Origin of the sequence: Synechococcus sp. PCC 7335 (genome assembly GCF_000155595.1) — a bacterium.
Classification (GTDB): Bacteria; Cyanobacteriota; Cyanobacteriia; order Phormidesmidales; family Phormidesmidaceae; genus Phormidesmis.
Map to the genome: position 1 here is coordinate 2,579,659 of NZ_DS989904.1, position 26,189 is coordinate 2,605,847.

Here is a 26,189-nt window from a genome sequence, read left to right on the forward strand (position 1 = left end):
AGGTGCGGCTCGATGATTGAGTCAACAATCGGCTAGCTTAGTAGCGTCAATAGGTAGCGCGATCTCGCTTCAATTGCTGCCCAGTCTGCTTGCAACACTTCAGTAGTAGGAAATAGAGCGGTTGATAGGCCGACGGCGATCGCACCTGCTGCAATCAACGCGGGCGCACTTTCACTAGTCACTCCGCCTGTCGGGATCAGTGGAATTGGACCTAAAGGACCTAGCAAGCTACGGATGTAATCTGCATTGCCTAACGACGAGATTGGAAACACCTTTACACTAGAAGCACCTGCCTGCCAAGCATTCACAATTTCTGTCGGCGTCATTGCCCCCACTACAATTGGTAGCTGACTAGCAATAGATTGCTTGATCAAATCATACGAAACATAGGGAGTAAAGCAGAACTGAGCCTTGGCTGTGATCGCTTCGCTAAGATCATCTTCACTCAGCACAGATCCTGCTCCAACTACGCAGTCCGGTAGTGCTCTCTGAATAGCAGCGACCATTGCAGCCGGTTTAGCGTTGTTGGTCCAGGCCACCTCGATTAGCCGGAAGCCGCCTGCTGCTGCAGCTTGAGCCATCAAGACGCCCTGTTCTATATTGTCAGCTCTAATAATTGCGATCGCCCGGTAGGCGCTCAGTAGAGAGATCCAATCAGCTCTAAGCTGGGTAGCCGTCGACTGAGGCACTATCTTTGTCCAAGTCAGGAAAACGGGTTCACACAGCTATGCTAATCGCTTGCGCAACGAGTCAGCTCTACGCTTAGCAGTTTCATTAGCAGGCTCGGTAGCTAACGACTTTTCGTAAGTTTCTAGCGCCTGTGGCATAAGCTGCTTACGCTCATAGGTATGACCCAAGTTATTGAGTGCGGTCACATAATCGGGCCTAATCTTTAAAGCCTCGTTATACTGCCGAATAGCAAGATCAAACTGGTCTTGAGCGAAATAGGAATAGCCCAAAGCGTTATGAACTAAAACTGCGTTCTCAGCCTCTTCTTCAGGCAGCTCTTTTAGCGCCTTTTTCAGATAGGCGGCTGCCTGAGCATAGAGCTTTTTATCTAGCAATAGGCTACCAAGCTCGTAATACTCTAAGGCGGTGCCCTTCTCTTTAGTCAGCTTCGTTTGTAGATTAGAGAGCGTGACTTCCGATCGACGAGTGATCCAAACTTGCTTTACGACAAAAAAGGCCGCCACGCTAAGAAGCGCAAACAAAATTCCTAAATAAACAACTAGGTAGTTGCCATCTTCCATGGGATAACTCAGCTATCAAAATCTTTTTACTCTGTTGGCATTTTAGAGTAATTTACTCAGGCTAACGGCGTATGGTTAGGCTTCTTCATTAGTCTACCTTCAGCCAGTACCTTCAGCGGGTACCCTCGGCATCTAATGCCGAGGGCAGTACCCCTTCTGGCACTACGCCTTCCGGTAGTTCCCAGAACTGTGATCTAGCCTGCAGCCACCCTTCTTTATACCAGCGCTGAATTGCTTTGTTCACTGCCGTTTGTAAGGGGCTGTACTGTTGCCCTTTAGGAAGGACGACTGCTAGAGGCTCCGCTGAAATAATGTCAGGGAGCATAGAATGGTTCATCAGCGCTCCGCCCTCCATAGTCCATCCAGCTAACACAGAGGCGTCACCTGCGAAGGCGTCGACCGCACCGCTTTCTACTAGCGTTTGAGCTTCTAAATAACTGCCCACACCCACTTGCTGGGCAGCAGGTAGAAGGTAGCTCAATTGAGCTACCGTACTCGATCTTTCTAGAACAGCAATAGTGCCCAGTTGCAAGTCATGGAGGGTGAGGATGTCAGGTGCGCTATCGGTCGGTAGCCGCGTAATAAAGGCGGTGCCGTCTAGATAGTATGGGTAGCTGAAGCTAACAATGCGACGGCGGGGTTCAGTAATCGTGAGCGCGGCGATCGCTACGTCTACTCGGTTCTCTATCACAGCGTCTAAGCGATCCACGTTTCGAGTGGGAACAAGTTCTACAGCGTCGGCATCTCCAAGGAGATCTTCAGCTAACTTGCGGGCAATATCAATCTCAAATCCGCTGAGCTGATCAGCCGAGTTAAGAAAGCCCATCGGAGGACGGTTATCTTTAACAGCGACGACAAGATAGCCGCGCTCACGGATCTCTGATAGCTCTGCGGCAAAAGCATTAAGTGACACGAATAGGGGCAGCAAAAACTGTACCCCCAAAATTGATCCAACACCTGCTAGCAGCTTACGTCGCATTAACCGTCTCTACGCACTAGGTACTAGCCGCAACTTCCTTACTAGTCGCAGCTTCCACAACCTTGGTAAAGGCATTAGGGTCTAGTACTGCTAGCTGAGCTAGCATCTTACGATTAATTTGGATATCCGCTTTTTTTAGATCGCCAATCAAGCGGCTGTAGGTTGTCCCGTTCAGTCTTGCGGCTGCGTTAATGCGAGCAATCCACAAACGACGAAAGTCACGCTTACGCCGACGACGGTCACGATAGGCATTTCGCAGCGCCTTCATAACCTGTTGATTAGCAGTACGGAATAGCTTTGAGTGAGAACCTCTAAAGCCTTTTGCAAGTTTAAGAACTTTCTTGCGGCGTTTGCGAGCTACATTACCGCGCTTAACACGTGCCATGATCTAGTTTTCCTATTGAGTGAAGCCTGAATTGGTTGGGCTTTGGTTGGATTTTGATAGAACTGCCTTCGAGGTAGTAAAGCCTTACAAATAAGGCATCATCAGCTCTACATTTTGTACATCGGTTTCGTGTACAGTCGCGATCTTAGAAAGCTTCCGCTTCCGATCCTGGTTTTTACGCTCTAGCAAATGGTTTTTGAAGGCTTTGCGGCGCATGATTTTGCCACTACCGCTACGGCGAAAGCGCTTAGCCGCGGCGCGACGAGTTTTGAGCTTGGGCATGATAATTGACTTTTTGTCTTTAGTTCAGCAGGCTGCTGAGAAGTTAACTTCTGTTTCGCAGTCTTTAATAGTACTACACTCTATTAGCTAGCGGTGGGGCTATCTGGCAAAATATGGGGGCAAGTTCTCTTAACTTACTCTTACATCTTTAGAGCACCTATATGACCCTTTTCAATCAACGATGGAACCAAAGAAACCAACTTCAGCAGGCATTTGAGACAGCTGCCGCGCTTAAAATTATTAGCGGATTGACGAATTTGGACCACCATAACGTTGCCAATGTTGTCCAAGCTGCTCAAAAAGGCGGCGCTACTTTTGTAGACATTGCTGCTGATACGGACTTAATACGACTGGTCCGCGGGTTGATTGATCTGCCTATCTGCGTGTCGTCAGTAGAACCCCAAAGATTTGTCGCAGCCGTCGTCGCCGGTGCAGACTTAATCGAGATTGGTAACTTCGATGCCTTCTATGCTGAAGGACGGCGATTTGAAGCAGCTGAAGTGCTGGCATTAGCTAAAGAAGCGCGATCGCTTCTACCTGATGTCTTGCTTTCAGTCACGGTTCCTCATATCTTGCCGCTAGATGCGCAGGTCACACTTGCAGAAGATCTTGTTGCAATCGGTGTAGATATCATTCAAACCGAGGGTGGCACTAGCAGTGCTCCAACTCATAGCGGCACGCTTGGCCTGATCGAAAAAGCCGCTCCTTCACTAGCCGCAGCACATGCTATCTCTAAGGCAGTCTCGGTGCCAGTTCTATGTGCTTCGGGCCTATCTGATGTGACTGCGCCAATGGCGATCGCAGCGGGTGCTTCTGGCGTAGGCGTTGGCTCAGCGGTTCACAAGCTAAATGATCCCTTGGCGATGACGGCTGTGGTTCGCAGTTTAGTCGAAGCTATACGGATTGCTCGGACGAGAGTCGCTGCGTTGTAGGCAGCGTCGTAAACAGCAAGTCGAGAGTGCTACCCGGCTAGCCAGTTCATAGCCGTTAAGTTCGCCGACAATCTCATTCGTTTGCGCGGCTCAGAAATCTGGAACATCAAGATTTCTGAGCTTTATTAATCTCTTGAGCTTAAGTGCCCTGTTCTTGATTGCCCCTTTATGGAAGGAAGCGTACTGAGTTAGCGCGTATAGTTAGCGCGATCGCCAATAAGCCTTGATCTGCTCGATTGTAAAGATAGGCCGAAAGCTTAATCCAGCCGCTTCGTACAGCGTCCTACCTCCCTGCTGTCTGTCGACCAAAGACAAGATTTCACCGACAACGTACCCTGCTGCTCTTAGCCTTTCGACTGCCTGCATCGCCGATGCACCCGTTGTCACGACATCTTCCAAGATAACAACTGCGCTGCCTTCAGGCAGCGTGGGCCCCTCAATATAAGCCTGAGTACCATGGCCTTTAGCCTTCTTTCTAATGATCAAGGGCGTGATCGATCTGCCTTCATAAGCACCCGCAACACTGACTGCACTGACCATCGGGTCTGCGCCTAATGTCAAGCCCCCTACGCCGACGGTGCTTTTTGGCAACATATCTAGCAAAACGCGTGCCACCATTAGGCCCCCTTGGGCATGCAGCGTTACTTGCTTACCATTGATGTAATAGTCGCTTTTCTGTCCAGAAGAAAGCGTGAAATCACCTTCTTTATAAGCAACCTGACAAATTAGCTCGAGAAGCATCTGACGCAGCGTTGTCAAGTCAACAGTAGGTAGTTCAGTCAATGGGACATGCATAGATTATCGGCTTAGCAAAAGGCTAGATTAAGGTATTAGGTATCAAGATTCTATTCGAGCCGGGAACCTTTAGGTTGATAGAAACAAAGTTCATAGCCTGTTCCTTGATGACACAGACTAGGCCAATTACAAAACGCGAAAAGATACACCAGTAGAAGCCATAGAGGAAATGACGATGACGATGTGTAGAGATCTCAATCTATTGAAAATCTTCTATAAAAGCTGTCTGGGCTTAGCTAGCACCTTAGCAACTGCGGGCTTTATGGCTGTGATGCTATTACCTGCTGCTGCTCAAGAACCACAAGTTGCTCAAGAACCACAAACAGTACTAGATACGCTAGAAGATATCGTAGAAAATCGGTCTGGCGATTACTTTCGCAACCGGTCTTTGCTCGGTCAAGCTAGCTTTATTACCGGAATAGGCGGGTTTCCAGAAAATCGTTTAGCTCAGGATACCGAATCGCTATCTGGAGCATACAACGAATTATTAATCTTACAAACCCAGAACACCCCAACTCTGCGGGTGCCTGATCTACCTAATCCCTATACAAGCTCAGTGCAGCTATTACTCACCGCCGAATTCGATAGCCGCATTGATGATAGCGAACTTAACTTCGAACCGATTCCTCGATGATAGATAGTCGTTAGATGAATTCCTAAGGCCTTGGCATTGTCTACATTGAACTACGCCAGACGAAACCCTGCCCCCTAGCCACAAACGACTAAGCGATAGGTTTAATCCCCATCACTTTAATCACTTAGCTTGCGACACTTGCAACTGCTAGAACGTTCATGCACCGCAGACTAAATGACGCGCAAGCGTCGTAGGCGTAGACTTCTCTTAGAGTATGCAATCCGACGCTTGCTATGCAAACAAAGCGAAGAGGTGTTTTCAATGAAGGTATCCAGGGTGCAGGAGTTGAACCTGCCTGGGGCGAATTATGAGTTCGCTGCCTAATCCGCTCGGCCAACCCTGGTCGTTGTCTAATATACTATCTTGACTATCTATCAGTCATCGTTCTAGCAAAAAAAGCTAATACACTTAATCTTTTGAACCTAATTTTTTGAATATAGAATTCAAAACGACTTCCAATCGGTTTGGACAATCGGCTTTTAAGAAAATAGCCTTAAAGTTAAAGAAACAACGCGAAATCGGTTGAAGGTGGGTTAGACTCCCGCAGTGTTACAGCCAGTGCCGTAGAAGTTTGAGGTCAGCTCTTCTTATGAAAATCAATCCTACCGTTGCCTTTACCCTAATTCTATTAACATTGATGATTGGCTCTGGTATCGTCAGCTCATCTTGGGGCTATGCGATCGGTCGTCAGGCCCTAACCGGTGTTCGTCAACCTGAAACCAGGCCGGCTAATGCGGTTATCGCCAATCGTAGCGACGGTAAGAAAGGTGAGCTAGTGTTTCTTGACGAAGATAAAATTATCAACGATGTGAACAATCGTATAACAGGTGATAGCAATTAGTAGTTGGATAGGCTAGTAGTTGGTGAATAGGCTCTCTTGAATAGACATGATTAAACGAATTCGTTTGAACTGGCTTCGCTGTGCTGTCTTGATTGCGAGCTAGTTATCTTGCCTTTTGCTGTACTACTTCAGATTCAACCGCTGTTAACTAGGACAGAGGTTGCTGTTCGGTTGCTATCGGTAGTAGCGCTAATCTTGTTAAACGCCTTTTTTGTAACAGTAGAGTTTTCTATTGTTTCAGCCAGGCGATCGCGCATCAATCAGCTTGCCACTAGCGGCGACCTACAGGCGCAAACGGTTCAGAAACTCCAACAAAAGCTTAACAGTTTGCTCTCTACAACCCAGCTTGGCATCACGCTATCTAGCCTGGCATTGGGCTGGATAGGCGAGCATACCATGGCCGCTTTAATCATCCACTGGCTCGCTCGCTTACCCATTCAAGATAGGTTTTCTGAGTTTTTCTCTCACTCGATTGCCTTACCTTCAGCCTTTCTACTGCTGGCCTATTTGCAGATTGTGCTAGGTGAGCTTTGTCCAAAATCAGTTGCACTTAGCTACCCCGAGCATATTGCTCGCTTCTTGGGCCCACCTAGCCTTACCATCGCTCGCTTGCTTAAGCCATTTGTATGGCTGCTCAATCAATCCACCACCCTTCTACTCACTATTTTGGGCATCGGCATTAAAGATGACAGCACCGGACGCTACGGTGGTGTTACCCCCGAAGAGCTGAGGTTGTTGATCAACACTTCCACAGAAGTCCCTGCGCTGAAGAAAGGTGAACGAGAGATCCTCAGCAATGTTTTCGAATTTCGCGGAGCCACCGTGGAAGAGATCATGGTACCTCGAACACAAATTGCTGCACTTCCGCTCTCAGCAACTTTTCAGGACTTACTCGATGAAATTGTACGTTCAAAGCACTCTCGATATCCAATCATAGGCGAGTCTTTAGACAATGTTTTGGGCATGATCAACTTTCACGATCTAGCACTTCCACTTTCTAGAGAAGAACTCTCGTCTCAATCCTCTATAGAGCCCTGGATTAAGACTGCTAAAGTCGTACCTGAAACACTACCGCTCAATGACTTGCTAACTCAAATGCAACAGTCAGCAAAGGAAATGGTCATTGTAGTTGATGAGTACGGTGGAACCGCTGGACTAGTGACCTTTCGAGACTTGACCGCCAAAATAATTGGAGACGCCGACAACACTGAGTCAATCGGAAAAATCATCTACCAAGATAACCACACAGTCATATTCCCGGCGCAGACCGATTTAGAAGATGTCAACGAACGGCTCTCCGTAGCCCTACCTACTAGTGAAAACTACGTGACATTGGGGGGCTTCGTCATCTTTGAGCTGCAGAGGATACCACAAGTCAATGAACAACTGATTTACGAAGATCTAGAGCTAACAGTGGCCGCTGCAGAAGGACCGAGGCTTACTAAAATAAAAATTCGTCGTTTAGGAAAAGCGCTCGTAGTGAGTAATGCAGGCACACCTGCAGCGCTTAGAAAAGCTACTAATCGCAGAGTACTCTGAATAGAGCCTTCTAATAGAGCCTTCTAATAGAGCCCTTTCATAATGGCCCTTACCTCGCATGACAGGGCGTTTGGAAGGCGTTTGGAAGGCGATGGAAGTCCTTCAAGGATTACTCTTTTGAAACCAGCTAAAACTATTTCAGTACCTCACTCACTCACCCTTTTGAGTCAGTTAACAAATCGTCTAGGGAAAGACATTTTAGTAAGTACTTCTATAGTAAAGTTTACAATATAGATAAATAATAGTAATGTGCAAAGGCATTCACACATGCTGTGCATTTACAAAACATAGGTTACTTAGCCGCTGTCATGTAGGGGTTTGCCTAGATCGCTGTACTTGAGCTAAGTGACAAATAGTCCAGTTCTGCGCAATGTCCCTTTGCAATAGAACACCCATCATTGTCAAGAGGTGCAGGTCCATGCAGAGTCAGTTGTTATCCCTTGCAGACGCTAGACCGTACAGCCGAAATCAACCCGAGCCGATTAGGGTTGGGGTGATTGGCATCGGTAACATGGGTCAGCATCATGTGCGGGTGCTCTCTATGATCAAAGATGTTGAACTGATGGGTGTTGCTGATATCAACGCTGAGCTGGGAATTGAGACCGCTAGTAAGTATCAGATCAACTATTTTGATGACTATCACAAGCTTTTACCTCATGTAGATGCTGTTTGTGTAGCGGTCCCCACCCGGCTACATCACTCCGTGGGTATGGCTTGTTTGAAAGCAGGCGTCCATGTCTTAGTTGAGAAGCCAATTGCCGCTAGCATAGGCGAAGCCGAATCTTTGGTCAACGCAGCTGCCGATCTGAACTGCATTTTGCAGGTGGGTCATATCGAACGCTTCAATCCGGCCTTCAAGGAACTACACAATGTTTTGAAGACTGAAGAAGTTTTAGCGATTGAAGCTCGAAGAATGAGTCCATATTCAAAACGAGCTAACGATGTCTCGGTTGTGCTTGATTTGATGATTCACGATATTGATCTTATTTTGGAACTAGCCAATTCAACCGTTGTAGAGTTGACAGCTAGCGGTAACAAGGGCGCAAGTTCACCTTATTTGGACTACGTAACAGCGACTTTGGGCTTTGCAAATGGCATTGTAGCTACCGTGACCGCTAGTAAGGTGACTCATCGAAAGATTAGAAAGATCTCCGCGCATTGCCGGCAGTCACTGACTGAAGCGGACTTTCTTAATAACAAGATTGAGATCCATCGTCAGACAACAGAGAATTGCATGGCAGACTATGGCCAGGTTCTCTACCGTCAAGATGGGCTAATTGAGCAGGTATACACTAGCAACACAGAACCTTTGCATGCTGAACTAGAGCATTTTATTCATTGTGTGAGGGGAGGTTATCAACCTTCTGTCGGTGGAAAGCAGGCACTAAAGGCACTGCGGTTAGCAAGCTTGATTGAGCAGATGGCGCTCGACGGGAAAGCTTGGAAATCTTCGGCCGACCTAAGAATGGCTTTAGAACCTACAGCACCTATCGCGGCAAGTCACAGGTAGTGGTTAATGTCAACAGTGAGATTACATTCGAGACAATGAGGCTACTCACCAGCTAATTGCCTGTAGAGCTTATCGCTAGTAGCGGAATGCATTTTGCTGTTGTCGAAGCATTTAACCTTGTAGGACAAGGGTTGTAGCGTTGCTGAGATAGACCGCTCTAACTTGCGAACATGTCTAATCTCATGAAAGTCTATCTGTGTAGATAGAGTACTCCGTAGATAATGAAAGAGTGAATCATTGGGTGAAAAGATGGTTGATATTTTGTATCCACTGCACGTTGCTATACAGGTCAGCGATCTAGCTGTATCTGACCGTTTTTACACCGATATCGTTGGGCTACGCAAGGTCGACAGACAGCTAAGCTTTCCAGGTAGCTGGTATCAGATCGGAGACTTTCAGCTGCATCTGATCGTAAGCAAGTGGGCAGCTAATCCCGTCAGAGAAGACAAGTGGGGTAGGCACCCCCATGTGACTTTTGCGATCGCTGATCTAAGCAGTATCAAACAGTCACTGATCGAACAAGAAGTCCCCTTTCAAATGAGTTCATCAGGTAGAGCGGCGCTGTTTGTCAAAGATCCAGATGGAAATGTTGTGGAACTTTTAGAAGTAGAAAAAGAAGCGGAAAAGCGAGAAGACTAGCGAAGTAAAGGGTTTAATCTTGACTTTTCTAAGTATATTAACTGTTGTTTTTTAAGGCTTCACTTGAGTCTTTTAAAGTTATCCACGATCCGAACTAAGCTATGGTGATCGCCATTGCACACTGCATATTGACGACAGGACATTGGCGATAGGTAAGACCGTTGATGCATATAGTGCTACTACACCTGTTATAGAAATTGAGAATTAATACCTAATGTACTTCATTCCATGAGCTGCAGCTTACAGGCTAGTTACTTTTTGTAGGATGCTGGGCTAACTGACAAGAGAAGGATTCCCTTGCCGTATCGGCAATCAACTGAAAATTCTCTTCCAATAGGCATCTCTACTCATGAGCACTTTAAGTCCGCTGTCTCTAGATAGGCGTCAGCATTCTAAAAAGCCTCGTATGTTGGTCGTTGACGATGAACCAGACAACTTAGACTTGCTCTTTCGTACTTTCCGTCGCAACTTTAAAGTGCTCAAGGCCAAAAGCGGAGTAGAGGCACTCGAAATTCTGGAAAGTAACGGTGAAGTAGCAGTAATTATTTCTGACCAGAGAATGCCAGAAATGAAAGGGACAGAGTTCCTAAGTAAAACGGTACCCGAGTTTCCAGATACGTTTCGAATAATCTTGACCGGCTTCACCGATGTAGAAGACTTAGTTGAAGCGATTAACGATGGGCAGGTCTATCGCTACATTACTAAACCATGGGACCCAGATGAGTTAAAGCTTGTTGTCAGCAGAGCCTCGTCAACCTATGAACTACTCAAAGGGCAAACTACAGAGCTTCACAAAGCAGAAAAGCAGTCGAAGATGGTAATGACAGTGGGCCAAATTGCGGCTCAATCAATGCGAAAAGAAGAAGCTTTACAGTATCTTGCGCATGGCTTCGGTGAAATTTTGAGTGCTGATGCTTGTACGCTACTGCTAACAGATGAAAGTAAGGCAGGCAGCTATGGCCAAGTAGATGTTGAGAAAGTGAGCAATAGTCAGCTAGTCGTAGATGTGTTCGCATCTCAGCAGAGCCAAACACTGATCGATATTCAGTCTGATGAAACCTTAGCTAACAGGCCTCTCTACACCGATGGCACCCAGTGCCACTTAGCCCTACCGATTATCTATCAAGGAAATGCTTTAGGTGCATTCTCTTTTCAGTGGAAAACATCCTATGAAACTATAGATGATGTTATTCAGTTATTAGGATTGATTTCTCCACAGATTGCACTGAGCTTAAAGGCCGCCGTGTTGTAAAAGAGGCGTTGCAGGAACAATCTTTTGAACAAATTCGCTTACGAAGTCTAGTAACTTCTATTCTAGAGTGAGGGCTTTCTCTCGCGGAAGCCTTTGTAATCAGTGCTTTAAAGATAGACTTTATAGATGGTAGATAAGAATTCGTGGCCTACTTTAGCACCTCGTTCGCTGTCATCATCGACAGTTCAACCACAGGCGGATCAAATTCGAGCGCTTTTTGATCGAATCGCGCCGCAATATGACCAGATGAACCAAGATATGAGTTTGGGGTTGCATCTGGTCTGGAAACAGATGGCGGTGCAGTGGAGTAGGGCAGATGAAGGTATGCACTGCTTAGATCTGTGCTGCGGTAGCGGAGATTTGGCACTGCTGCTAGCTAGACGAGTTGGCGCAAGCGGGCAGGTCGTGGGGGTAGATTTTGCAGCCCAGCAGCTAGCGATCGCATCTCGTAGAAAACCCTATTTGCAGCGTCGTATAACCTGGATAGAAGCCGACGCGCTATCGCTTCCGTTTGGTGATCATCACTTTGACGCTGCCACTATGGCCTATGGTTTACGCAATCTCACTGACATCACTAGGGGACTCAGAGAACTTCATCGAGTCTTGAGACCAGGCGCGACGGCTGCGATCCTAGACTTTCACACACCGACTAATCCGCTATCAATTCAGTTTCAAAAGTGGTATCTGAAGACAGTTGTCGTTCCGGCGGCAGAGAAATTGGGGATGAAGGAAGAGTATGCTTACATTGGCCCTAGCGTTGATCGCTTTCCGTCAGGAGCCAAGCAGGTAGATCTAGCCAAAGCTGCTGGATTTACCGATGCGCTACACTATCCCATTGCGGGCGGAATGATGGGGGTCTTGGTGGCTACTCGGTAAGGTCCTTGACGACAGAGGGACTAGCGATTAGGTATCAAACGACCAAACGCAAAGTGGTTCTAAGGATACAAAAAGCTATATGGCTGGGGTGAACTTGTGGGTAGTGCTGTTACCGCCAGTATTGGGTGGCCTGATTGGCTATTTTACCAACGACATTGCCATCAAAATGCTGTTCCGTCCGTATGGAGCAAAGTATTTTTTAGGTAAGCGTCTGCCGTTTACACCAGGTCTTATTCCGAGCAATCAGCAAAGGTTGGCAAAGAAGGTGTCGGATGTGATCATGCGATCGCTGCTGACCCCTGAAGAATTACAGCGACTAGCTCGCCGTCTGCTACAGACCGAAAGAACTGAAAAGGCGATTTACTGGCTGCTACAGCTAGCGCTAGAGCAAGTTCAAGGCAATTCGCAAAACAAGACCGCCAAGATCGTTGGAAATATCTTGCAAGATATGATTGGCCAGTCTTTGCCCAGACTGCTGCGAGTTTGGTCTCGGCGCGACGATTTTTTAGAATCACAAATCAACCAGATTTTCGATCAAGTTCTGCTTGACTTCCAGCTAACGGAAGCACAAGCCGCCCAAGTTTCTGATTGGATGGTCAACGGCGTTCTACCACCCGATAGAGTTCGTCAGCTACTCGTAGACTTTCTAACTGACTACAACATTCAGGTCATCGATGAGACCCTTCGTGCGAAGACTAGCGGCACCTACTGGGTGGTTGCTAACATCTTTGGCGTACGCAATGCGCTAACGCGGCTACGGGCAATCTGTATAGAAGAACCTAATAAAAGCAACATCCGCATTGCCGAACTGATAGCTGCACTAGGTGTCAAAGTAAGACTACAAAGATGGCTACAGCAATTTTCTTTACAAGAGCTACCTGTAGCTACCGTTAGACAGCTAAGAGGCACCTTACGGCAAACGATTAAAACCTACTTGAAGGAGAACGGCGCCGACCTTTTGCAGTCGCTCAGTACATCAATCAACTGGGAGAATCTAGCGCTTCAATTGCTCAACCGACTGCAAGCTTCTGAAGTGATGACAAGTTCTTTGGGTTTAGTCAGTCAAGAGCTAGCGCTGATACTAGAGCGTTACTTAGAAAGAGATTTAGAGTCTATCGTAATGCAAATTATCCCAATCCTTAATATTGACCAGGTGATTATCGATAGAGTCAATGCCACCTCACCAAAGGAGCTAGAAGGTGCAATTCAAGGAATTGTGCGCAACGAACTGCAGGCGATTGTAAATCTAGGTGGCATTCTTGGATTTGTGATAGGCAGCTTTCAAGCAGGGTTTCTATTGCTGCAACGGTAGAAGGTACAACGGTAGAAGGTGCAAAGCAAAAGAGGCCCAAGCGGCGCAAGTATAGTAATGTGCGAATGCATACTCTAAGAGAAGGCAAAGGCAGTCTAACCAAAGTCATGGCTTAGCCAAAGCGACCAGATACGTAGTCGCGAGTGTATTCTTCCTTAGGATTACTGAAGATCGATTGAGTTTTGTCGTACTCAACCAGGTAGCCCATCTTACCGCCCTTATCGGTAGCAACTGCGTTGAAAAAGGCCGTCCGGTCAGAAACGCGAGAGGCTTGCTGCATATTGTGCGTCACAATCACAATTGTGTACCTTTCCTTCAGCTCGTGCATGAGTTCTTCAATCTTGATAGTAGAGATAGGATCGAGCGCTGAGCAAGGTTCGTCCATCAAAATGACTTCAGGTTCGATTGCGATCGCTCGCGCAATACACAGTCGTTGCTGCTGTCCGCCAGAGAGGCCCAAACCGCTTTCTTTGAGCTTGTCTTTTACCTCATCCCACAGTGCTGCGCCACGCAAAGAGCGCTCTACTAGCTCATCATAGTCGCCCTGATAGCCATTGATCTTAGCTCCAAAGGTAATGTTGTCGTAGATAGACTTTGGGAAGGGATTAGGCTTTTGGAACACCATGCCTACCCGGCGACGTAGCTCTACTGGATCGACTCGCTTGCCGCTGATTTCTTCACCATCAAATAAAATTCGGCCTTCCACCCGAGCAATAGGAATTAGGTCATTCATGCGGTTGAAACAGCGCAGGATAGTACTTTTTCCACAGCCAGAAGGTCCAATAAATGCAACAATCTCGTGCTCAGGAATATCAAGATAGACATCTTTGACCGCTAGATTGCTGCCATAGTAAACCGAGACCTTTTCAGCTCTAAGCGCAATTTTTTTGGACTCAGCAACCGCTGAAACTGAACTGGAAGGAGTGGGCGAAGCCATAATAAGAACCGGAGTGAGAGACAGTAGTGGAACAAGTAAAGCGTTGAAACCAAAGGGCATATAGGCAAAATAAGCCAGCTAAAGATACTACGAACTTGATTAAATCTTTTCCTGCTGAAAGCGGTTACGTAGGTAGATTGCAAGTCCATTCATTACCAGCAAGGCAGTCATCAGCACGATAATGCCAGAGGCTGCAATGTAGTGAAACTCGTCTTGAGGACGACTAATCCAGTTGTAGATCTGAATAGGCATCGCTGTAAATTGGCTGTTGAGACCCTCTGGCAAGAACGAAATAAAAACGGCCGCACCCACCGCAATCAGCGAGGCCGTTTCACCAATTGCCCGAGAGAGTGCCAAAATCATACCAGTGAGAATACCTGGCGCCGCCGCCGGTAGCACATGGCTTCGAACGACCTGCCAACGGGTTGCGCCGAGGGCATAGCCCGCGAGCCTGAGGCTTTCAGGGATGGCCCGCAAAGCTTCTCTGGTTGCCACGATAACAATAGGTAAGATCAGCAGAGATATTGTCAAGGAACCAGAAAGCACACTACGGCCTCCAGTAATAGGCTCCATAATTCTGACAAAAACAGCTAAACCCAACAGTCCGTAGATGATAGAGGGTACACCAGCTAGATTTCCAATGTTGATCTCTACAAAACGAGTAAACCAATTATCCCCAGCAAACTCTTCTAAATAGATACCAGCCCCTACACCGATTGGGAAAGCGAAGAGTGCCACTAGTCCCATTAGCCAGACAGTCCCTGCCAAAGCAGCAACGATACCTGCTCTTTCTGCTTTTCGAGAAGGAAAACTAGTCACGAAATTCCAATTAAGCGTACCCAAGCCGTCCATTAGAATAGTCAACAGTAACCAGGCCAAAATAACGACTGAGACAATCGTTGCGCCCCAGGCTGCGGCCTTGAATATTCGGTCTATGGTGTAACGCCTGTTGAGATTAACCGCAAAGCTACTTTTTTGGGCGCCTTGTGGTGCGTTTTGCTGGGGGCGAGAGGAGATATTTGTTTCCATTTCAACAACGTTAGCTCTGCATCTGTAGGGTTAATCTTGTTCTCTTGAGCGCTTTTTTCTGTTCTTTTCTCCGAAGTCCTCTAGGCTCCGCTATTTCATCGAGGGACGATCCTTAGTCATATTTTTCTCGGAAGCGGCGAACAAACCAGAAGCTGAAGATATTCAGCGCAAAGGTCATCAAGAACAAAGTCATACCGACAGCAAAGAGAGTTTTATAAGCGATTGTTCCATGGGGAGCATCACCTGCGGTAATCTGCACAATGAAAGCTGTCATTGTCATAACAGGGACGAAAGGATTAAATCCTAACGTGGGGTTCGCGCCAGCAGCAAGGGTTACAATCATGGTTTCACCTACCGCTCTTGATATCGCTAGGATCAAAGAAGAAACAATCCCCGAGACCGCCGCTGGCAGAATCACTGAAACTACGGTTTCTCGTTTCGTGGCACCAAGTGCATAGGCACCATCTTTGAGGCTACGAGGGACTGAGTAAAGCGCATCTTCACTGAGAGAGGCTACCAGCGGCGTGATCATAACGCCTAGTACTAAACCAGCGCTAAGCGCGTTAAAGCCCTGTAGGTTCGGCAAGAATGTTTGCAAGAACGGCGTCACAGTGAGAAGTGCGAAGTAGCCATACACAACGGTAGGAACGCCTGCTAAGATCTCTAGAATCGGCTTCAGGATCTTCCGTACCCCAGGGGTAGCATATTCACTTAGGCAAATAGCGGAAAGTAACCCCAGTGGCAGTGCTACTAGAACAGAAATCACCGCAATCATCACAGTCGCACTGATCAATACGAAGATGCCGAACTGCTTACTAGCAAACAGCGGCGTCCAGCGGGTTTCGGTTAGGAATCGAATGATTGAGATCTCTTGAAAGAAGGCAACTGTCTCAAAGATCAAGGTGGCCAGGATGCCAATAGTCGTGAAGATTGAGATGGCGGCGAATGCACCGAAGATAATTTTGACGATGGTCTGAACCATTCTGGCGCGATCGCGCTTTGGATTCCAGCTACCTGGCGCGATATCGCCCTTTACATTTGCCGTCATTGAAGAAACCTCGAAGCTGCGTTAACTACAATCGAAAGTGGATAGCCGAATAAAGCCATAGTCTATTCGACTATCCCTAATCAAATGAGAAAGTCTAGATAGGATCTTTACCCAACTTACCTTCTTCTACCCGTGACTTGGCTTGGGCCAAAGCGTCATCAGGCAGTGTAATGTAGCCAGCTTCTTGGACTAGCTCACCGTTCTCAGCATCTAGCTGATAGTCGACGAACGCCTTGACCTGAGGCTTGGTGTCATAAGCCTCTTTCTGCACGTAGAAGTACAAAGGCCGAGACATCGGATTGTAAGAACCGTCTGCAATTGTCTCACGAGAGGGTGCTACACACTCACCTGCTTCGTTTTCAATTTCTACAGACTTGAGCTGATCTTGGTTCTCTTCGTAGTACGCGTAGCCGAAGTAGCCTAAGCCGCCACTAGTAGATTCAACACCGGTCACAATCACGTTGTCATCTTCACTAGCTGTATAGTCGCCACGGCTAGCCCCTTCTTCACCACTGACTTCATCGGTAAAGTAGTCGAATGTACCTGAGTCTGTACCAGGGCCAAACAGCTCTAGCGGCTCGTCAGGAAACTCAGGATCGACCTGATTCCAGTTCTCGACAGAGCCCTCTGCATCAGGCGACCACATGGCATTTAGCTGCTCAACAGTTAAGCACTGCGCCCAATCATTCTCGGGATTTGTTACTAGCGTGATACCGTCATAAGCGATAGGTACTTCGATAAACTCGATGCCTGCTTCATCACAGAGTGCAACTTCTTCCTCCTTGATAGGACGAGAAGCATTTGAGATATCAGTTTCGCCTGCACAGAACTTTTTGAAGCCGCCACCCGACCCAGAGACGCCTACTGTCACCCTGGTATCTGGGTTAGCGATTTGGAATTCCTCTGCCATTGCCTCAGAGATAGGAAAGACAGTACTAGAACCGTCAATTTGAATTTCTCCAGAGACACCTGAGTCTGCATCAGCGGCGCTTACATCGGCAGCAGGATCTTCTGCGGTTCCGCCCCCGCAGGCAGCGAGGCTAGCACTCAACGCTAGAATGGAAAAAGAATAAGCGAGACGGGCTGGCCTCGCAGCGGATTTAATTTTCTGGGCAAAACGTTGCATGGAACCTATCACTCCTTTGATACTGATACCAGTTGACAAATGCTTAACGTGTTTATCTTTACGCGTTGGTACGCATTGGTTTTGTGTGCGCTGGTCTTGTGCGTATTAGCTATGTGACTAATATTCCGCAATTATCAAGCGGATACACAGTCGCATTTTGACTGAAAGCTACCGATAGAAAGTAAAGAGCAGGTTAAGGAACGGGTATCAGAAATTACATATTTGTCATTCACCTTAGTGCTCAAGAGCACACTTACCCAAATTGCTTATCCATACAGATTTCATACAGGTCTCAAAGGAGCTACTAAGAGAACAGAACTATGTACGCTGTGATTTATGACGGCAACTGCAATCTATGCGTGACCCTAGTACAGCTATTAGAAAAGTTGGATCGAGGTCAGCGGTTCAGCTACGTGCCTATGCAGGATGAAAAGACGCTAGCAAAGCTGGAGGTGACAGCGGCTGAGTGTGAAATGGGGATGATATTGATCGCACCGGCAACCGGAGAAGTCGCTGCCCAGCGTTGGCAAGGCAGTGATGCGGCTGAGGAGATTGGACGTTTGCTACCGATGGGAGATGTGTTTGTACGGGCCTACCGAGCGCTACCGGGGCTTAAATCAGGCGGCGATCGCACTTATGAGTTTGTCAGAGATAACCGCTATCAGCTCTTTGGCAAAAGGGCATCCACCTACACCTCGAACTATACAGCTTGCGCTGAAGGTGCCTGCGAGAAATATCTATCCGAGTAGAGTTCAGTGATACTGCTGTGGGATTTGATGTTCTATGCTTTGAGCCTTAGGAATATAGTGCTTGGATTAGTGCTTGGCTCTTAAGGGTTTAATCTAGAGAGCTTAATCTAGAGCTGCTAGCGGTGTGCATAAGGCTATGGCCCTGAGAAGATCACTTTTTCCAGGTCGCTGCGGCTAAGAGAATATTTAAAACTGCGCTGAATTGTTTTGCCGTCGCTACCTGCGTAATGGACCACAATGGAGTCTGTATCTAAAAGCAGCTCGGCAGTCCAGCCAGCGCTAGAGAAACGCCATTGGCTAATGTTATCGCTGTCGCGGTGGCATCCTTGGCTGGTGAGCCAGGTTTCGATATCGGGCAAGGGATGGTTATAGAGCGGGGCGGTAGCGGGAGGCATTGGGATAGTAAGGGAGAACGATGGATCTGAACGATAGATCTATAGCGCTTATAGCGCTGAGTCGCTTTGGGTTAAGCCAATGGTGCAGACTAGGATTAGGCAGCCAATGAACGTGATCCCCAAGATAAAAAGTGCAAAAAGCTCACCGGCTGATAGGGGGCGATCAGTAGAATCTAAGTAGGCGCTCGCCATTGGATCGTAAGACTTTGGAGAGGAACCACTAGGCGCATTAGCGCTCAGAGGGCGCATGACAGAAAGGCGGGAGTAGCCAATCTCATAGTCGTAACTGAGTCGCTTTTCAGGGCTGCTAAGGATAGCATAAGCTTCATTGAGTGCTTGAAACTTGCGCGTAGCAATTGCGCTTTCTAACTCAGTCGTATCTGGGTGGTAGAGCTTACTTAGATCGCGATAGGCACGGCGGATCTCTTGAACAGAGGCGTTCGGCCTTAGTCCTAAGAGGTCGTAGTGAGAATAAGGGGGCGAAGAAGTCGGATCTAGCATTGCTGTGAAACGGCTGAATTTTAGGCTTGGGCGAAGTAATAGGTAGAATCGTAATGGGTACGCAGAAGACGAATCTGGGCGATCGCAAACACTACTGGAATCACCCGGGCATAGTTGGTAGCCACTGCGCGCCAACCCAAGTCGGCAAGAAACCAAGTCCAAAGCGCAGGACCTAAGAAAGAGAGCAGTCCTCTAGTCGCACCGTAACGGGCTGAGGTCGCTATCATCCCACGAGTAGCAACATGAGCCGCTGCTCGCGATTGTACTTGAGCAGCGGCGCTCAGGCCCCCTTTGACTAAAGCCTGTTTAGCGACTTGGTAGCGAGCTAGGTGTAGCGCAAATTGGTTAGCAATTTGCTTTAGTAGCCAAGGGCGGACTAGAGCACTGACTGCTAAAGCGCCGCTGCCTTTTGCAAATAGAGCGAGCGGATTCTGCTTGAGTGTGTCTGGTAGCCGTTCAAATTCGGTGGTGTTTACGATGGCGCTACGGAGGTCTTTAGTGACTTTTTGCTGCTCTCTTGGCGGTAGCTGCTGCCAAGTTTTCTCTAATAGGATAAGGAAGACTTCCGATTCTAGCTCTGCAGTGGGCAGGTTTTCATAGCCACGCATTTTTAGATGGCGACACACCTGTAGCAGGGCTTGACGATAGCTGACTTGCTGGGTTCGATTTCGTAAAACAGTGAGTCCGTCAGCAGCTAGATAGCGAAAGCGGCGTTCGAGCAGAGCAATTTGATCTAGGCGATCATGCTTACTAATGTCTACTGGCTGCGGTGTATACAGATAATCTAACGGGTTGAACTTAGGCTGAAAGAGCAGTTGGGCGATGGCGTGTAGTTCCTTGTCAGTGGCGAGCTCTAATCCGCTTCTTAATTCATCCACTCGTTTTGCCTGCTGCGTCTCTAACATGCTTTTTACTTTAATAAGTATAAGAGGTTGGTTAATTATGTGGGATGTAGCCATTATCGGCGCAGGCTTGACAGGGCTAACCTGTGCGCGGCAGCTAAGAGCGGCTGGCCTAACAGTCTGCGTACTGGACAAATCACGAGGACTAGGCGGACGCATGGCGACGCGGCGAGTAGATGCCCAAGACTATGGGCGAGCCCACAGGCCAGTACGGGTGGATCATGGATTGCGATATTGGCAACCTTCAGCAACAATACAAACTCTAACAGACGAGCTGATAGCAGCAGATGTGTTGCGAGGGTGGAACGTCAGTGCTTATGAGCTGCATAAAGATGATGTGCTAGTGCCTATCGAAAGCCAACCGGTCTACGTGGTAAAAGCAGGAATGAGTGCAGTAGCCAAATATTTAGCGAATGGTCTAATCCCGGATGAAACCTTGCTGAGCAACCATCGTGCTATCGAACTTACGCCCGAGGGCAGTGGCTGGAGAATCACATGCGAAGAAGAAAGAGTCGTCTTAGCGCAGCGGTGTGCGATCGCGATTCCTGCTGCTCAGGCCGCTAATCTACTAGAAGCTCGCTCAGACGATACCAAAGAGAGTACTTCGCTATCTGATAGCTTGAATGAGCATGTCCTAGAGGCACTTAGAGCAGTCGAATACGACCCGTGCCTGACCGTTATCGCTGGTTATGGTGAGCAAGCTGAGATGGGTAAGCTTGACCCCAACGGCTGGATGGTCACTGATATTGCCGGCAGCTCAACCGACTGGACAGCGCTCGATAGCAGTAAAAGAGACAACCCTACAGAGACAGTCATCGTCATCCACAGCAAACCCGCCTTTGCAGAACGCTACATAGACACCAGCGATTTGCAGCCCGCTGCTTCCGTTTTACTACGCGCTAACGCCCGCAAATATTGCGCCTGGATAGCCCAACCTGAATGGTTTCAAATTCACCGATGGCGCTATTCCCAAGTTAGAAAAGCCTACCCAGAAACATTCGTAGCGCTTAGTCCGTCCTTAGTAGCTGGAGGTGATTGGTGTTCGTCGCCTGCGGCTGCTTCATCAGACGCTTCTAACTCACGCCACATCGAAGCCGCCTATCTATCGGGACTAGCCATGGCCGCAGCGCTTCAGAAGAAAGGTCTCCTATAATTTAGACAGATGGTTTAGATAAAGATCAAAACATAAAAACGCCAAGCAAAACGTCCATCCGATATACCTCACTGCTATGGCAGATGCCGCCGTTCAATTCACAGAGTTTCCCGAAGGGCCCTTACCCGATCACACACAGCTCCCTGAATCGGATGGAACGTTCGTGAAGAATTTTCAAGAGCATCTCCAAAGTATGCTGTTGACTAGTTCAATTCAGCCGTTGCTCGATCGGCGTCACCCGGATGGAAACTACGCTATCGGCCAAGACTGTGGCATCTACTGGCGACAAGCCGATCCACCTGAGAAGGGCGCAGAAGCACCCGGTTGGTTCTATGTACCCAATGTACCGCCGCTTTTAAATGGTCGGATTCGGCGCTCTTATGTGATGTGGCAAGAATATATCCCGCCGCTGATTGCGCTTGAGTTTGCTAGCGGCAGCGGCAGCGAAGAAAGAGATCGAACGCCCTTACTGAGAACAGAGGAGGACGAAGTTACTAAGCCGGGGAAATTCTGGGTATACGAGACGGTAATTCGCATCCCCTATTATGCTATCTACGAAATCAAAACGGCCAAACTAAAGGTCTATCACCTAGCCGATATGACCTACCAAAAGCTAGAGCCGAATGCTCGTGGTCGATATGAGATTAGCCCTTTGGGCGTGGAGCTAGGCGTATGGAGAGGTAGATACATCCTGCCAGATGAACAGTCGTGGCTGCGCTGGTGGGATCAGCACGGTCAGTTGATGCCTTCTAGTGAGGAGCGAGCGGAACAGGAAAGCTTGCGAGCGGAACAGGAAAGCTTGCGAGCAGATAGACTGGCTCAAAAGTTGAGAGAATTAGGCGTGGATCCAGATACGCTCTAGTAGACTATCCAAGACAAAGCTTAAGCTTTTGAGCGTGGTTTACCAGAAACTGATTTACTAAAAGCTGTGCTTTTGCGTTTGAAATAGGTGGCACTGCCATTTTGCTAGCTTTCATACAAGCTGAACTTCATGCGAACTGAACTTCATGCGAACCAATAGACCGGTGTGGGTGCGATCGCTACTCTCCTTAATTAAACGCACAGGAATCTTCTGCGTAGCGGTGCTTGTAGTCTTTTTAACAGGCCCATTGGGATCGCTACTTGTGCCGTCTACTGGTGGCGAGCCGACCACTCTAGACCATTTAGTAGGATCTAAGTCCTCATCACTTGATTCAGAAGTGCGAGGAGTTTGGGTCACCAATGTGGCTAGTAGCGTTTTCTTCATGCCCTGGGGAATTGCTAGCACTATCGAGCAGCTAGCAGATATGCGTTTCAATACGGTGTATCCAGTGGTATGGAATCGAGGCCAGACTATCTATCGCAGCGATCGCATGAAAGAGATTACCCAGCGTGATATCTCTCCACTCGTGGGTCTAATGCATCCTAGAGAAGACCCGTTAGCAGAAATGATCAGGCGAGGTCATCAAAAAGGACTGCGAGTCATTCCTTGGTTTGAATACGGCTTTATGGTGCCGTTACAGTCACGACTAGCCCAAGCGCATCCTGACTGGCTGACAGCCAGAGCAGATGGCAGCCAGCGACTCAGTGAAGATACTTTCGTAAATGGGCCAATTGAAGAAACACCAGAACTAGAAACTGCGTCAGAAAGCGCAATGGCTAGGTCAAAAAGACTGCATAGATTGCTAAAGAGCGGTGCGCCGAGCGAGCTAGGCTGGCTTAATCCGCTGCATCCAAATGTGCAGGCATTAATACTGGATCTCGTAGATGAGGTCACGACTTATTACGACGTAGACGGTATTCAATTTGACGATCACTTTAGTTTTCCAATTGAGTTTGGCTATGACGCGTTTACCGTGGCGCTGTATGAAGCGGAGCACGAGGGCCAATTACCGCCTTTAGACCCTGCTGACAAAGATTGGATTCACTGGCGAGCTGAAAAGCTCAGCGGCTTTGTGAACACTTTGCAAAAACGGGTAAAAGAAACTTGTTCGGACTGTGTGTTTTCGCTCTCGCCTAACCCAGCAAGCTATGCGTACCAGTATTATGCACAAGATTGGCAAACCTGGGCAGAGAAGGGCTGGCTAGATGAGCTAGTTGTACAGATCTATCGCAATGATCTAGATCAGTTTGCAGCGGAGCTAACCAAGGAGACGTTGCAGTCAATTCGCGATCGCATTCCGGTCAGCATTGGCATTCTTACGGGTACCTGGGGGAGCCCGATTGCTTTTGAGCAGATTAGCCAGCAAGTGATCAGCAGCCGAGATCATCACTTTTCGGGCGTGTCGTTTTTCTACTGGGATACGCTGTGGAGCTACTTCACACCAGAGCCACCCCAGCAGCGCCGCCAAAACTTTCGTGAGCTATTGCAAGAGGCAGACGCCGTATGACCTCTATGGGTAAGTGGGCGGTAGAAAAATGGTCGGCAGAGCGGCGATCGCTTGACAGGAGAGCGCTTAGACAAAGAGCAACACTTAAGGGCGATGAACTAACACTGTGGCTAAGCTGGACAGTATTAACCTGGCTTGCTTTTTTGAGTAGCTTGCTATTTGTAGAAGTGGGTGAACGGTTCGATCTTTCGATCGGTGAAGGGGTAGTTGGCGGTGGCCTAGTCGGACTGGCGCAGTGTTTGGTACTGCGGCCCTATATGCCTGGTGCCTATCGTTGGCTGATAGCGTGTTTAGTGAGTTGGGGCGCGCTCACGCTTTTTCAGGGGGGTGCGTTGGGATGGATGGCTCCAGCCACAATGAGTCTGCCACTGCGAGGTGAGTTTGGCCTTATGCAAGGTGCCTATGTGGGGCTGGGGCTAGGCGTAGGGCAGTGGCTAGCCATACGACGACAGGTAGCAGCGGCTTGGCGATGGGTGCCGATCAGTAGCGTCATTTGGGCAGTGGCGATCGCGATGGGCTGGGTAGTTGGGGGCGAATTAAGAGCAAGCAGCAACTTATTTATCGGCGAAGTGATTGGGTTAGCGGTGGCCTGGGGGGTAATCGCTGCGCTTTCTGGGATAGGAATAGTTGTGTTGCTGAGATGGAATCCTGCTAAAAAGACACTCGAAAAGGCGTCCATAAAGACACTAGGGATTGAAAAAGGAAAAAGTTACAAAGCCAGCCGAGCATTCGCATCAGCAACCGCGAAGGCATCCGGATCAAAATTGCCGTATTGATCAATCAGGTTCAAATAGTCTGGATCGTCAATATCTTCTAATCTAGCTAAAAGTTCGTCGTAGCCCCAGACACCGCCTGAACCTTCTGGTGGACAGGCTGACTTGCCATCGATACAGATAGGGAAGGAAGATACTTTTTGCGGTGCCGCCTCTAGCGTTTCTACCTCCGTTTCTAGCTCTATTCGATGTAGCCAGCCACTGCGTGGATCGTAGTTGTAGTACAGCATCTGACCAAGCGCTTCACTGGTAGCGAATACTTCCATTAGATACTCTGCTGAATCGAGCTTGTTTTCTTGGCCTAGCCCTAGGCGAAACTGATAGGGATGTAGGTTCTCCCACCCCATCGCCTGCTGAACAATTCTGTGTAGCTCGGCTAGCGTTGTTTTTGAAGCAACAATCACGCGCCGCCAAATTTCTGGCTCACTATCGGTCAAGGTAATTTTGAGCTGATAGGGCGGTGTCTGACTCACCGTTGCTTCTGCCATTCTAGAGCGTCCCACCATGTTCGCTTAGCCAGTCTTCACCTAGCTGAATTGTGATATCGGACTCTAGGTCGCCCGTACTTTCTACCCAAACTTCACCCACACCTAAAAACTGCTGAATCTCTCGCGCGCTAGCGACATCGCCGCGCTGGGCGAGGATTTTGGTTTTGCTGAGCGGCTGGCGCAGTGAGCGTGAGATCGCCACGTTCATATAGCCAGTATCGTACAGGTTATTGGCTAGCGACTGCACTGCCACATCGTCATAGGTACTATCTTGAATGGCGATTCGTAAATAAGACGGATCGATCCGCTCTGAAACGGCAAAGGCGTTAGAAAGGCCAAAGTACTGCTCGGCTAAAGCATCAATCTCTGAGTAGTTTGGAATCCAATAGCTAAGGTCGTAGTCGTCGTAGCTGCTGAAGCTACCAGGAAGCATTAGCATCTGGACGTTAGAGCGATCGGTTTGGGCTCCATAGCCAACTAGAGCGGCTAGCTCTTCGACGGAAAGGTTGGTGTCTACGTTGGATTGGATGACGGAGAGAATTTTGGGCAACCGCGCAATCGTTGTGGGGTTTAGGGCTTGTTGGGCGAGCGCTCGCATGAATATTTGCTGTCTTTGTACCCGGCCAATATCGCCGTTGTTGTCATAGCGAAACCGCAGGAACTGCAATGCCTGGTTCCCGTTGAGTCGCTGCTGGCCTGCCTTCAGATTGATATATAGATGCTGAGCGTCATCTTGATATTTCATATCCTTAGGAACATTGACCACTACGCCACCGATAGCATCAATCAGTTTTTCAACGCCTTGCACATTAATTCGCACATAGCGATCAATGCTGACGCCACCGAGCAGTTCGCTAACAGACTGGGCACTGAGCGCTGGCCCCCCCTGAAGATTCGCCTCATTAATTTTGGTTACCACACCGCCCACATTAGTACGAGTATCGCGTGGGACCGACAGCACCGATACGCTCTCATTGCTAGGATCAAATCGCAAGAGCAGCATCGTATCCGATAGACCCTCTAGAGAATTGACTAAAGCATCATAGCCATCTTCATAGATAGCGTCATAGTCGTTGAGATCAGAGCTAGTGACTTTGGTCCCTAGCAGCAATATATTGACTGGGCGGCTCAGGCGCGGCAGTCGCAACTTGTTTCCCCCTGCGATGGGACCTTCGCTAGTGAAGATCGCTGCTTCCTCGGGTGAAAGGGCGCTTTGCTGTAGAGGTGTGGTTTCAAGAGAGATTGCTAGCAGCGCGCCCGCCACCATAGACAGACTCGTTACCCCCCCGAGTAGGATACTAACGCCCAGCCAATGGGGCAATCGAAATGGCTTTTTGGGCTTTTTGGGTTGGTGTGGGTCCGAGTGGTTTGACGATTTCTTCTTGGGCACAAAGTTCATAGGCGACAAGATGACCCTCACTTAAGAGATGTTTGGCGTGATTGGGGGCAATGGCTTTGGCATGGTGAGAAAGGGTAGGCAGCTCCACTAGAGG

Annotated in this window: 29 protein-coding genes, 1 tRNA gene and 1 pseudogene; 14 read left to right on the forward strand and 17 right to left on the reverse strand. The window is 48.4% G+C overall.

All coding sequences use genetic code 11. The features are described from left to right. Window positions 1-32 precede the first annotated feature (32 nt). The 5 genes from S7335_RS11200 to rpmI form a co-directional block, all read right to left on the reverse strand. The gene (locus S7335_RS11200; protein WP_006456454.1) at window positions 33-689 is read right to left on the reverse strand and encodes a bifunctional 4-hydroxy-2-oxoglutarate aldolase/2-dehydro-3-deoxy-phosphogluconate aldolase; all 657 of its coding nucleotides are present in this window, start codon (window positions 687-689) and stop codon (window positions 33-35) included. Window positions 690-725: 36 nt separating this feature from the next. Continuing rightward, window positions 726-1,250 (reverse strand): tetratricopeptide repeat protein, encoded by a 525-nt coding sequence (locus S7335_RS11205; protein WP_006457572.1) that lies wholly within the window; start codon window positions 1,248-1,250, stop codon window positions 726-728. A 112-nt stretch (window positions 1,251-1,362) separates the two neighbouring features. Next, window positions 1,363-2,229 (reverse strand): transporter substrate-binding domain-containing protein, encoded by an 867-nt coding sequence (locus S7335_RS11210; protein WP_006454135.1) that lies wholly within the window; start codon window positions 2,227-2,229, stop codon window positions 1,363-1,365. Between the two features lie 16 nt (window positions 2,230-2,245). After that, on the reverse strand, window positions 2,246-2,614 hold the full coding sequence (rplT, locus tag S7335_RS11215) for a 50S ribosomal protein L20 (RefSeq protein ID WP_006456533.1): 369 nt from the start codon (window positions 2,612-2,614) through the stop codon (window positions 2,246-2,248). Window positions 2,615-2,698: 84 nt separating this feature from the next. Then, window positions 2,699-2,896, reverse strand: a complete 198-nt coding sequence (gene rpmI / locus S7335_RS11220) for a 50S ribosomal protein L35 (protein WP_038016121.1) — start codon at window positions 2,894-2,896, stop codon at window positions 2,699-2,701. Window positions 2,897-3,057: 161 nt separating this feature from the next. Here rpmI and S7335_RS11225 point away from each other — a divergent pair, with 161 nt between their 5' ends. After that, window positions 3,058-3,828 carry a DUF561 domain-containing protein gene (locus S7335_RS11225; protein ID WP_006455586.1) on the forward strand — a complete coding sequence of 257 codons (771 nt, stop codon included), beginning with the start codon at window positions 3,058-3,060 and terminating at the stop codon, window positions 3,826-3,828. Between the two features lie 201 nt (window positions 3,829-4,029). Here S7335_RS11225 and pyrE read toward each other — a convergent pair whose 3' ends face one another. Continuing rightward, window positions 4,030-4,623 (reverse strand): orotate phosphoribosyltransferase, encoded by a 594-nt coding sequence (gene pyrE, locus S7335_RS11230; RefSeq protein WP_006457416.1) that lies wholly within the window; start codon window positions 4,621-4,623, stop codon window positions 4,030-4,032. A 175-nt stretch (window positions 4,624-4,798) separates the two neighbouring features. On the opposite strand from pyrE, the gene S7335_RS25910 reads away from it, so the two are divergent. Next, window positions 4,799-5,257, forward strand: coding sequence for a hypothetical protein (locus tag S7335_RS25910; RefSeq protein WP_006456087.1), 459 nt, complete (start codon window positions 4,799-4,801; stop codon window positions 5,255-5,257). Between the two features lie 270 nt (window positions 5,258-5,527). Here the strand turns inward: S7335_RS25910 and S7335_RS27760 are convergent. Continuing rightward, window positions 5,528-5,600 (reverse strand) — tRNA-Ile (locus S7335_RS27760). 246 nt (window positions 5,601-5,846) lie between these two features. Between S7335_RS27760 and S7335_RS11240 the strand changes: the two genes are divergently transcribed. The 7 genes from S7335_RS11240 to S7335_RS11270 all read left to right on the forward strand — a co-directional run bounded on the left by S7335_RS11240 (window position 5,847) and on the right by S7335_RS11270 (window position 13,226). Further along, window positions 5,847-6,098 carry a hypothetical protein gene (locus S7335_RS11240; RefSeq protein ID WP_006456218.1) on the forward strand — a complete coding sequence of 84 codons (252 nt, stop codon included), beginning with the start codon at window positions 5,847-5,849 and terminating at the stop codon, window positions 6,096-6,098. Between the two features lie 108 nt (window positions 6,099-6,206). Then, on the forward strand, window positions 6,207-7,637 hold the full coding sequence (locus S7335_RS11245) for a hemolysin family protein (protein WP_006454190.1): 1,431 nt from the start codon (window positions 6,207-6,209) through the stop codon (window positions 7,635-7,637). Between the two features lie 418 nt (window positions 7,638-8,055). Then, a complete protein-coding gene (locus S7335_RS11250) occupies window positions 8,056-9,147 on the forward strand; it encodes a Gfo/Idh/MocA family protein (RefSeq protein WP_006454335.1) in 1,092 nt (363 codons plus the stop codon). 249 nt (window positions 9,148-9,396) lie between these two features. Then, window positions 9,397-9,786, forward strand: a complete 390-nt coding sequence (locus S7335_RS11255) for a VOC family protein (RefSeq protein ID WP_038016123.1) — start codon at window positions 9,397-9,399, stop codon at window positions 9,784-9,786. 349 nt (window positions 9,787-10,135) lie between these two features. Beyond that, window positions 10,136-11,038 carry a response regulator gene (locus S7335_RS11260; RefSeq protein WP_006455396.1) on the forward strand — a complete coding sequence of 301 codons (903 nt, stop codon included), beginning with the start codon at window positions 10,136-10,138 and terminating at the stop codon, window positions 11,036-11,038. 168 nt (window positions 11,039-11,206) lie between these two features. Continuing rightward, on the forward strand, window positions 11,207-11,914 hold the full coding sequence (gene ubiE, locus S7335_RS11265) for a bifunctional demethylmenaquinone methyltransferase/2-methoxy-6-polyprenyl-1,4-benzoquinol methylase UbiE (RefSeq protein ID WP_038018012.1): 708 nt from the start codon (window positions 11,207-11,209) through the stop codon (window positions 11,912-11,914). Between the two features lie 79 nt (window positions 11,915-11,993). Beyond that, entirely contained in the window at window positions 11,994-13,226 is a 1,233-nt protein-coding gene (locus tag S7335_RS11270; RefSeq protein ID WP_006456907.1) for a DUF445 domain-containing protein, read from the forward strand. 112 nt (window positions 13,227-13,338) lie between these two features. Here the strand turns inward: S7335_RS11270 and pstB are convergent, their stop codons facing one another. The 4 genes from pstB to S7335_RS11290 form a co-directional block, all read right to left on the reverse strand. Beyond that, a complete protein-coding gene (pstB, locus tag S7335_RS11275) occupies window positions 13,339-14,163 on the reverse strand; it encodes a phosphate ABC transporter ATP-binding protein PstB (RefSeq protein WP_006455997.1) in 825 nt (274 codons plus the stop codon). Between the two features lie 99 nt (window positions 14,164-14,262). Continuing rightward, window positions 14,263-15,192, reverse strand: a complete 930-nt coding sequence (gene pstA, locus S7335_RS11280) for a phosphate ABC transporter permease PstA (protein ID WP_006456590.1) — start codon at window positions 15,190-15,192, stop codon at window positions 14,263-14,265. Window positions 15,193-15,304: 112 nt separating this feature from the next. Continuing rightward, on the reverse strand, window positions 15,305-16,240 hold the full coding sequence (gene pstC, locus S7335_RS11285; RefSeq protein ID WP_006456038.1) for a phosphate ABC transporter permease subunit PstC: 936 nt from the start codon (window positions 16,238-16,240) through the stop codon (window positions 15,305-15,307). 94 nt (window positions 16,241-16,334) lie between these two features. After that, the gene (locus S7335_RS11290) at window positions 16,335-17,366 is read right to left on the reverse strand and encodes a PstS family phosphate ABC transporter substrate-binding protein (protein WP_006453692.1); all 1,032 of its coding nucleotides are present in this window, start codon (window positions 17,364-17,366) and stop codon (window positions 16,335-16,337) included. Between the two features lie 320 nt (window positions 17,367-17,686). Between S7335_RS11290 and S7335_RS11295 the strand changes: the two genes are divergently transcribed. After that, window positions 17,687-18,115, forward strand: coding sequence for a thiol-disulfide oxidoreductase DCC family protein (locus S7335_RS11295; RefSeq protein ID WP_006455239.1), 429 nt, complete (start codon window positions 17,687-17,689; stop codon window positions 18,113-18,115). Window positions 18,116-18,249: 134 nt separating this feature from the next. Here S7335_RS11295 and S7335_RS11300 read toward each other — a convergent pair whose 3' ends face one another. Genes S7335_RS11300 through S7335_RS11310 form a run of 3 tightly spaced genes read right to left on the reverse strand, consistent with a single transcriptional unit; the run spans window position 18,250 to window position 19,916 of the window. Beyond that, window positions 18,250-18,510, reverse strand: a complete 261-nt coding sequence (locus tag S7335_RS11300; protein ID WP_006455157.1) for a DUF3143 domain-containing protein — start codon at window positions 18,508-18,510, stop codon at window positions 18,250-18,252. A 48-nt stretch (window positions 18,511-18,558) separates the two neighbouring features. Then, window positions 18,559-19,011 (reverse strand): J domain-containing protein, encoded by a 453-nt coding sequence (locus S7335_RS11305; RefSeq protein WP_006455876.1) that lies wholly within the window; start codon window positions 19,009-19,011, stop codon window positions 18,559-18,561. A 20-nt stretch (window positions 19,012-19,031) separates the two neighbouring features. Next, the gene (locus S7335_RS11310; RefSeq protein ID WP_006456107.1) at window positions 19,032-19,916 is read right to left on the reverse strand and encodes a YaaW family protein; all 885 of its coding nucleotides are present in this window, start codon (window positions 19,914-19,916) and stop codon (window positions 19,032-19,034) included. A gap of 37 nt (window positions 19,917-19,953) precedes the next feature. Between S7335_RS11310 and S7335_RS11315 the strand changes: the two genes are divergently transcribed. The 4 genes and pseudogenes from S7335_RS11315 (at window position 19,954) to S7335_RS26810 (ending at window position 24,211) form a co-directional block, all read left to right on the forward strand. Then, window positions 19,954-21,066 (forward strand): NAD(P)/FAD-dependent oxidoreductase, encoded by a 1,113-nt coding sequence (locus S7335_RS11315; RefSeq protein WP_006456775.1) that lies wholly within the window; start codon window positions 19,954-19,956, stop codon window positions 21,064-21,066. Window positions 21,067-21,259: 193 nt separating this feature from the next. Then, window positions 21,260-21,682: pseudogene (locus S7335_RS29485) on the forward strand (Uma2 family endonuclease); the annotation flags it as partial. A gap of 391 nt (window positions 21,683-22,073) precedes the next feature. Beyond that, a complete protein-coding gene (locus S7335_RS11325) occupies window positions 22,074-23,435 on the forward strand; it encodes a glycoside hydrolase family 10 protein (protein WP_006457154.1) in 1,362 nt (453 codons plus the stop codon). Then, entirely contained in the window at window positions 23,432-24,211 is a 780-nt protein-coding gene (locus S7335_RS26810; protein ID WP_071776928.1) for a hypothetical protein, read from the forward strand. The genes S7335_RS11325 and S7335_RS26810 overlap by 4 nt, the downstream gene beginning before the upstream one ends. Here S7335_RS26810 and S7335_RS11335 read toward each other — a convergent pair. The 3 genes from S7335_RS11335 to S7335_RS28410 are packed head-to-tail and all read right to left on the reverse strand — an operon-like array spanning window position 24,145 to window position 26,183. Further along, on the reverse strand, window positions 24,145-24,714 hold the full coding sequence (locus tag S7335_RS11335; RefSeq protein WP_083785071.1) for a plasmid pRiA4b ORF-3 family protein: 570 nt from the start codon (window positions 24,712-24,714) through the stop codon (window positions 24,145-24,147). The genes S7335_RS26810 and S7335_RS11335 overlap by 67 nt on opposite strands. Continuing rightward, a complete protein-coding gene (locus tag S7335_RS11340) occupies window positions 24,698-26,017 on the reverse strand; it encodes an LCP family protein (protein WP_038018023.1) in 1,320 nt (439 codons plus the stop codon). Before S7335_RS11340 ends, S7335_RS11335 begins: the two co-directional genes overlap by 17 nt. After that, window positions 25,995-26,183 carry a hypothetical protein gene (locus S7335_RS28410; RefSeq protein WP_006454970.1) on the reverse strand — a complete coding sequence of 63 codons (189 nt, stop codon included), beginning with the start codon at window positions 26,181-26,183 and terminating at the stop codon, window positions 25,995-25,997. The genes S7335_RS11340 and S7335_RS28410 overlap by 23 nt, the downstream gene beginning before the upstream one ends. Window positions 26,184-26,189 lie beyond the last annotated feature (6 nt).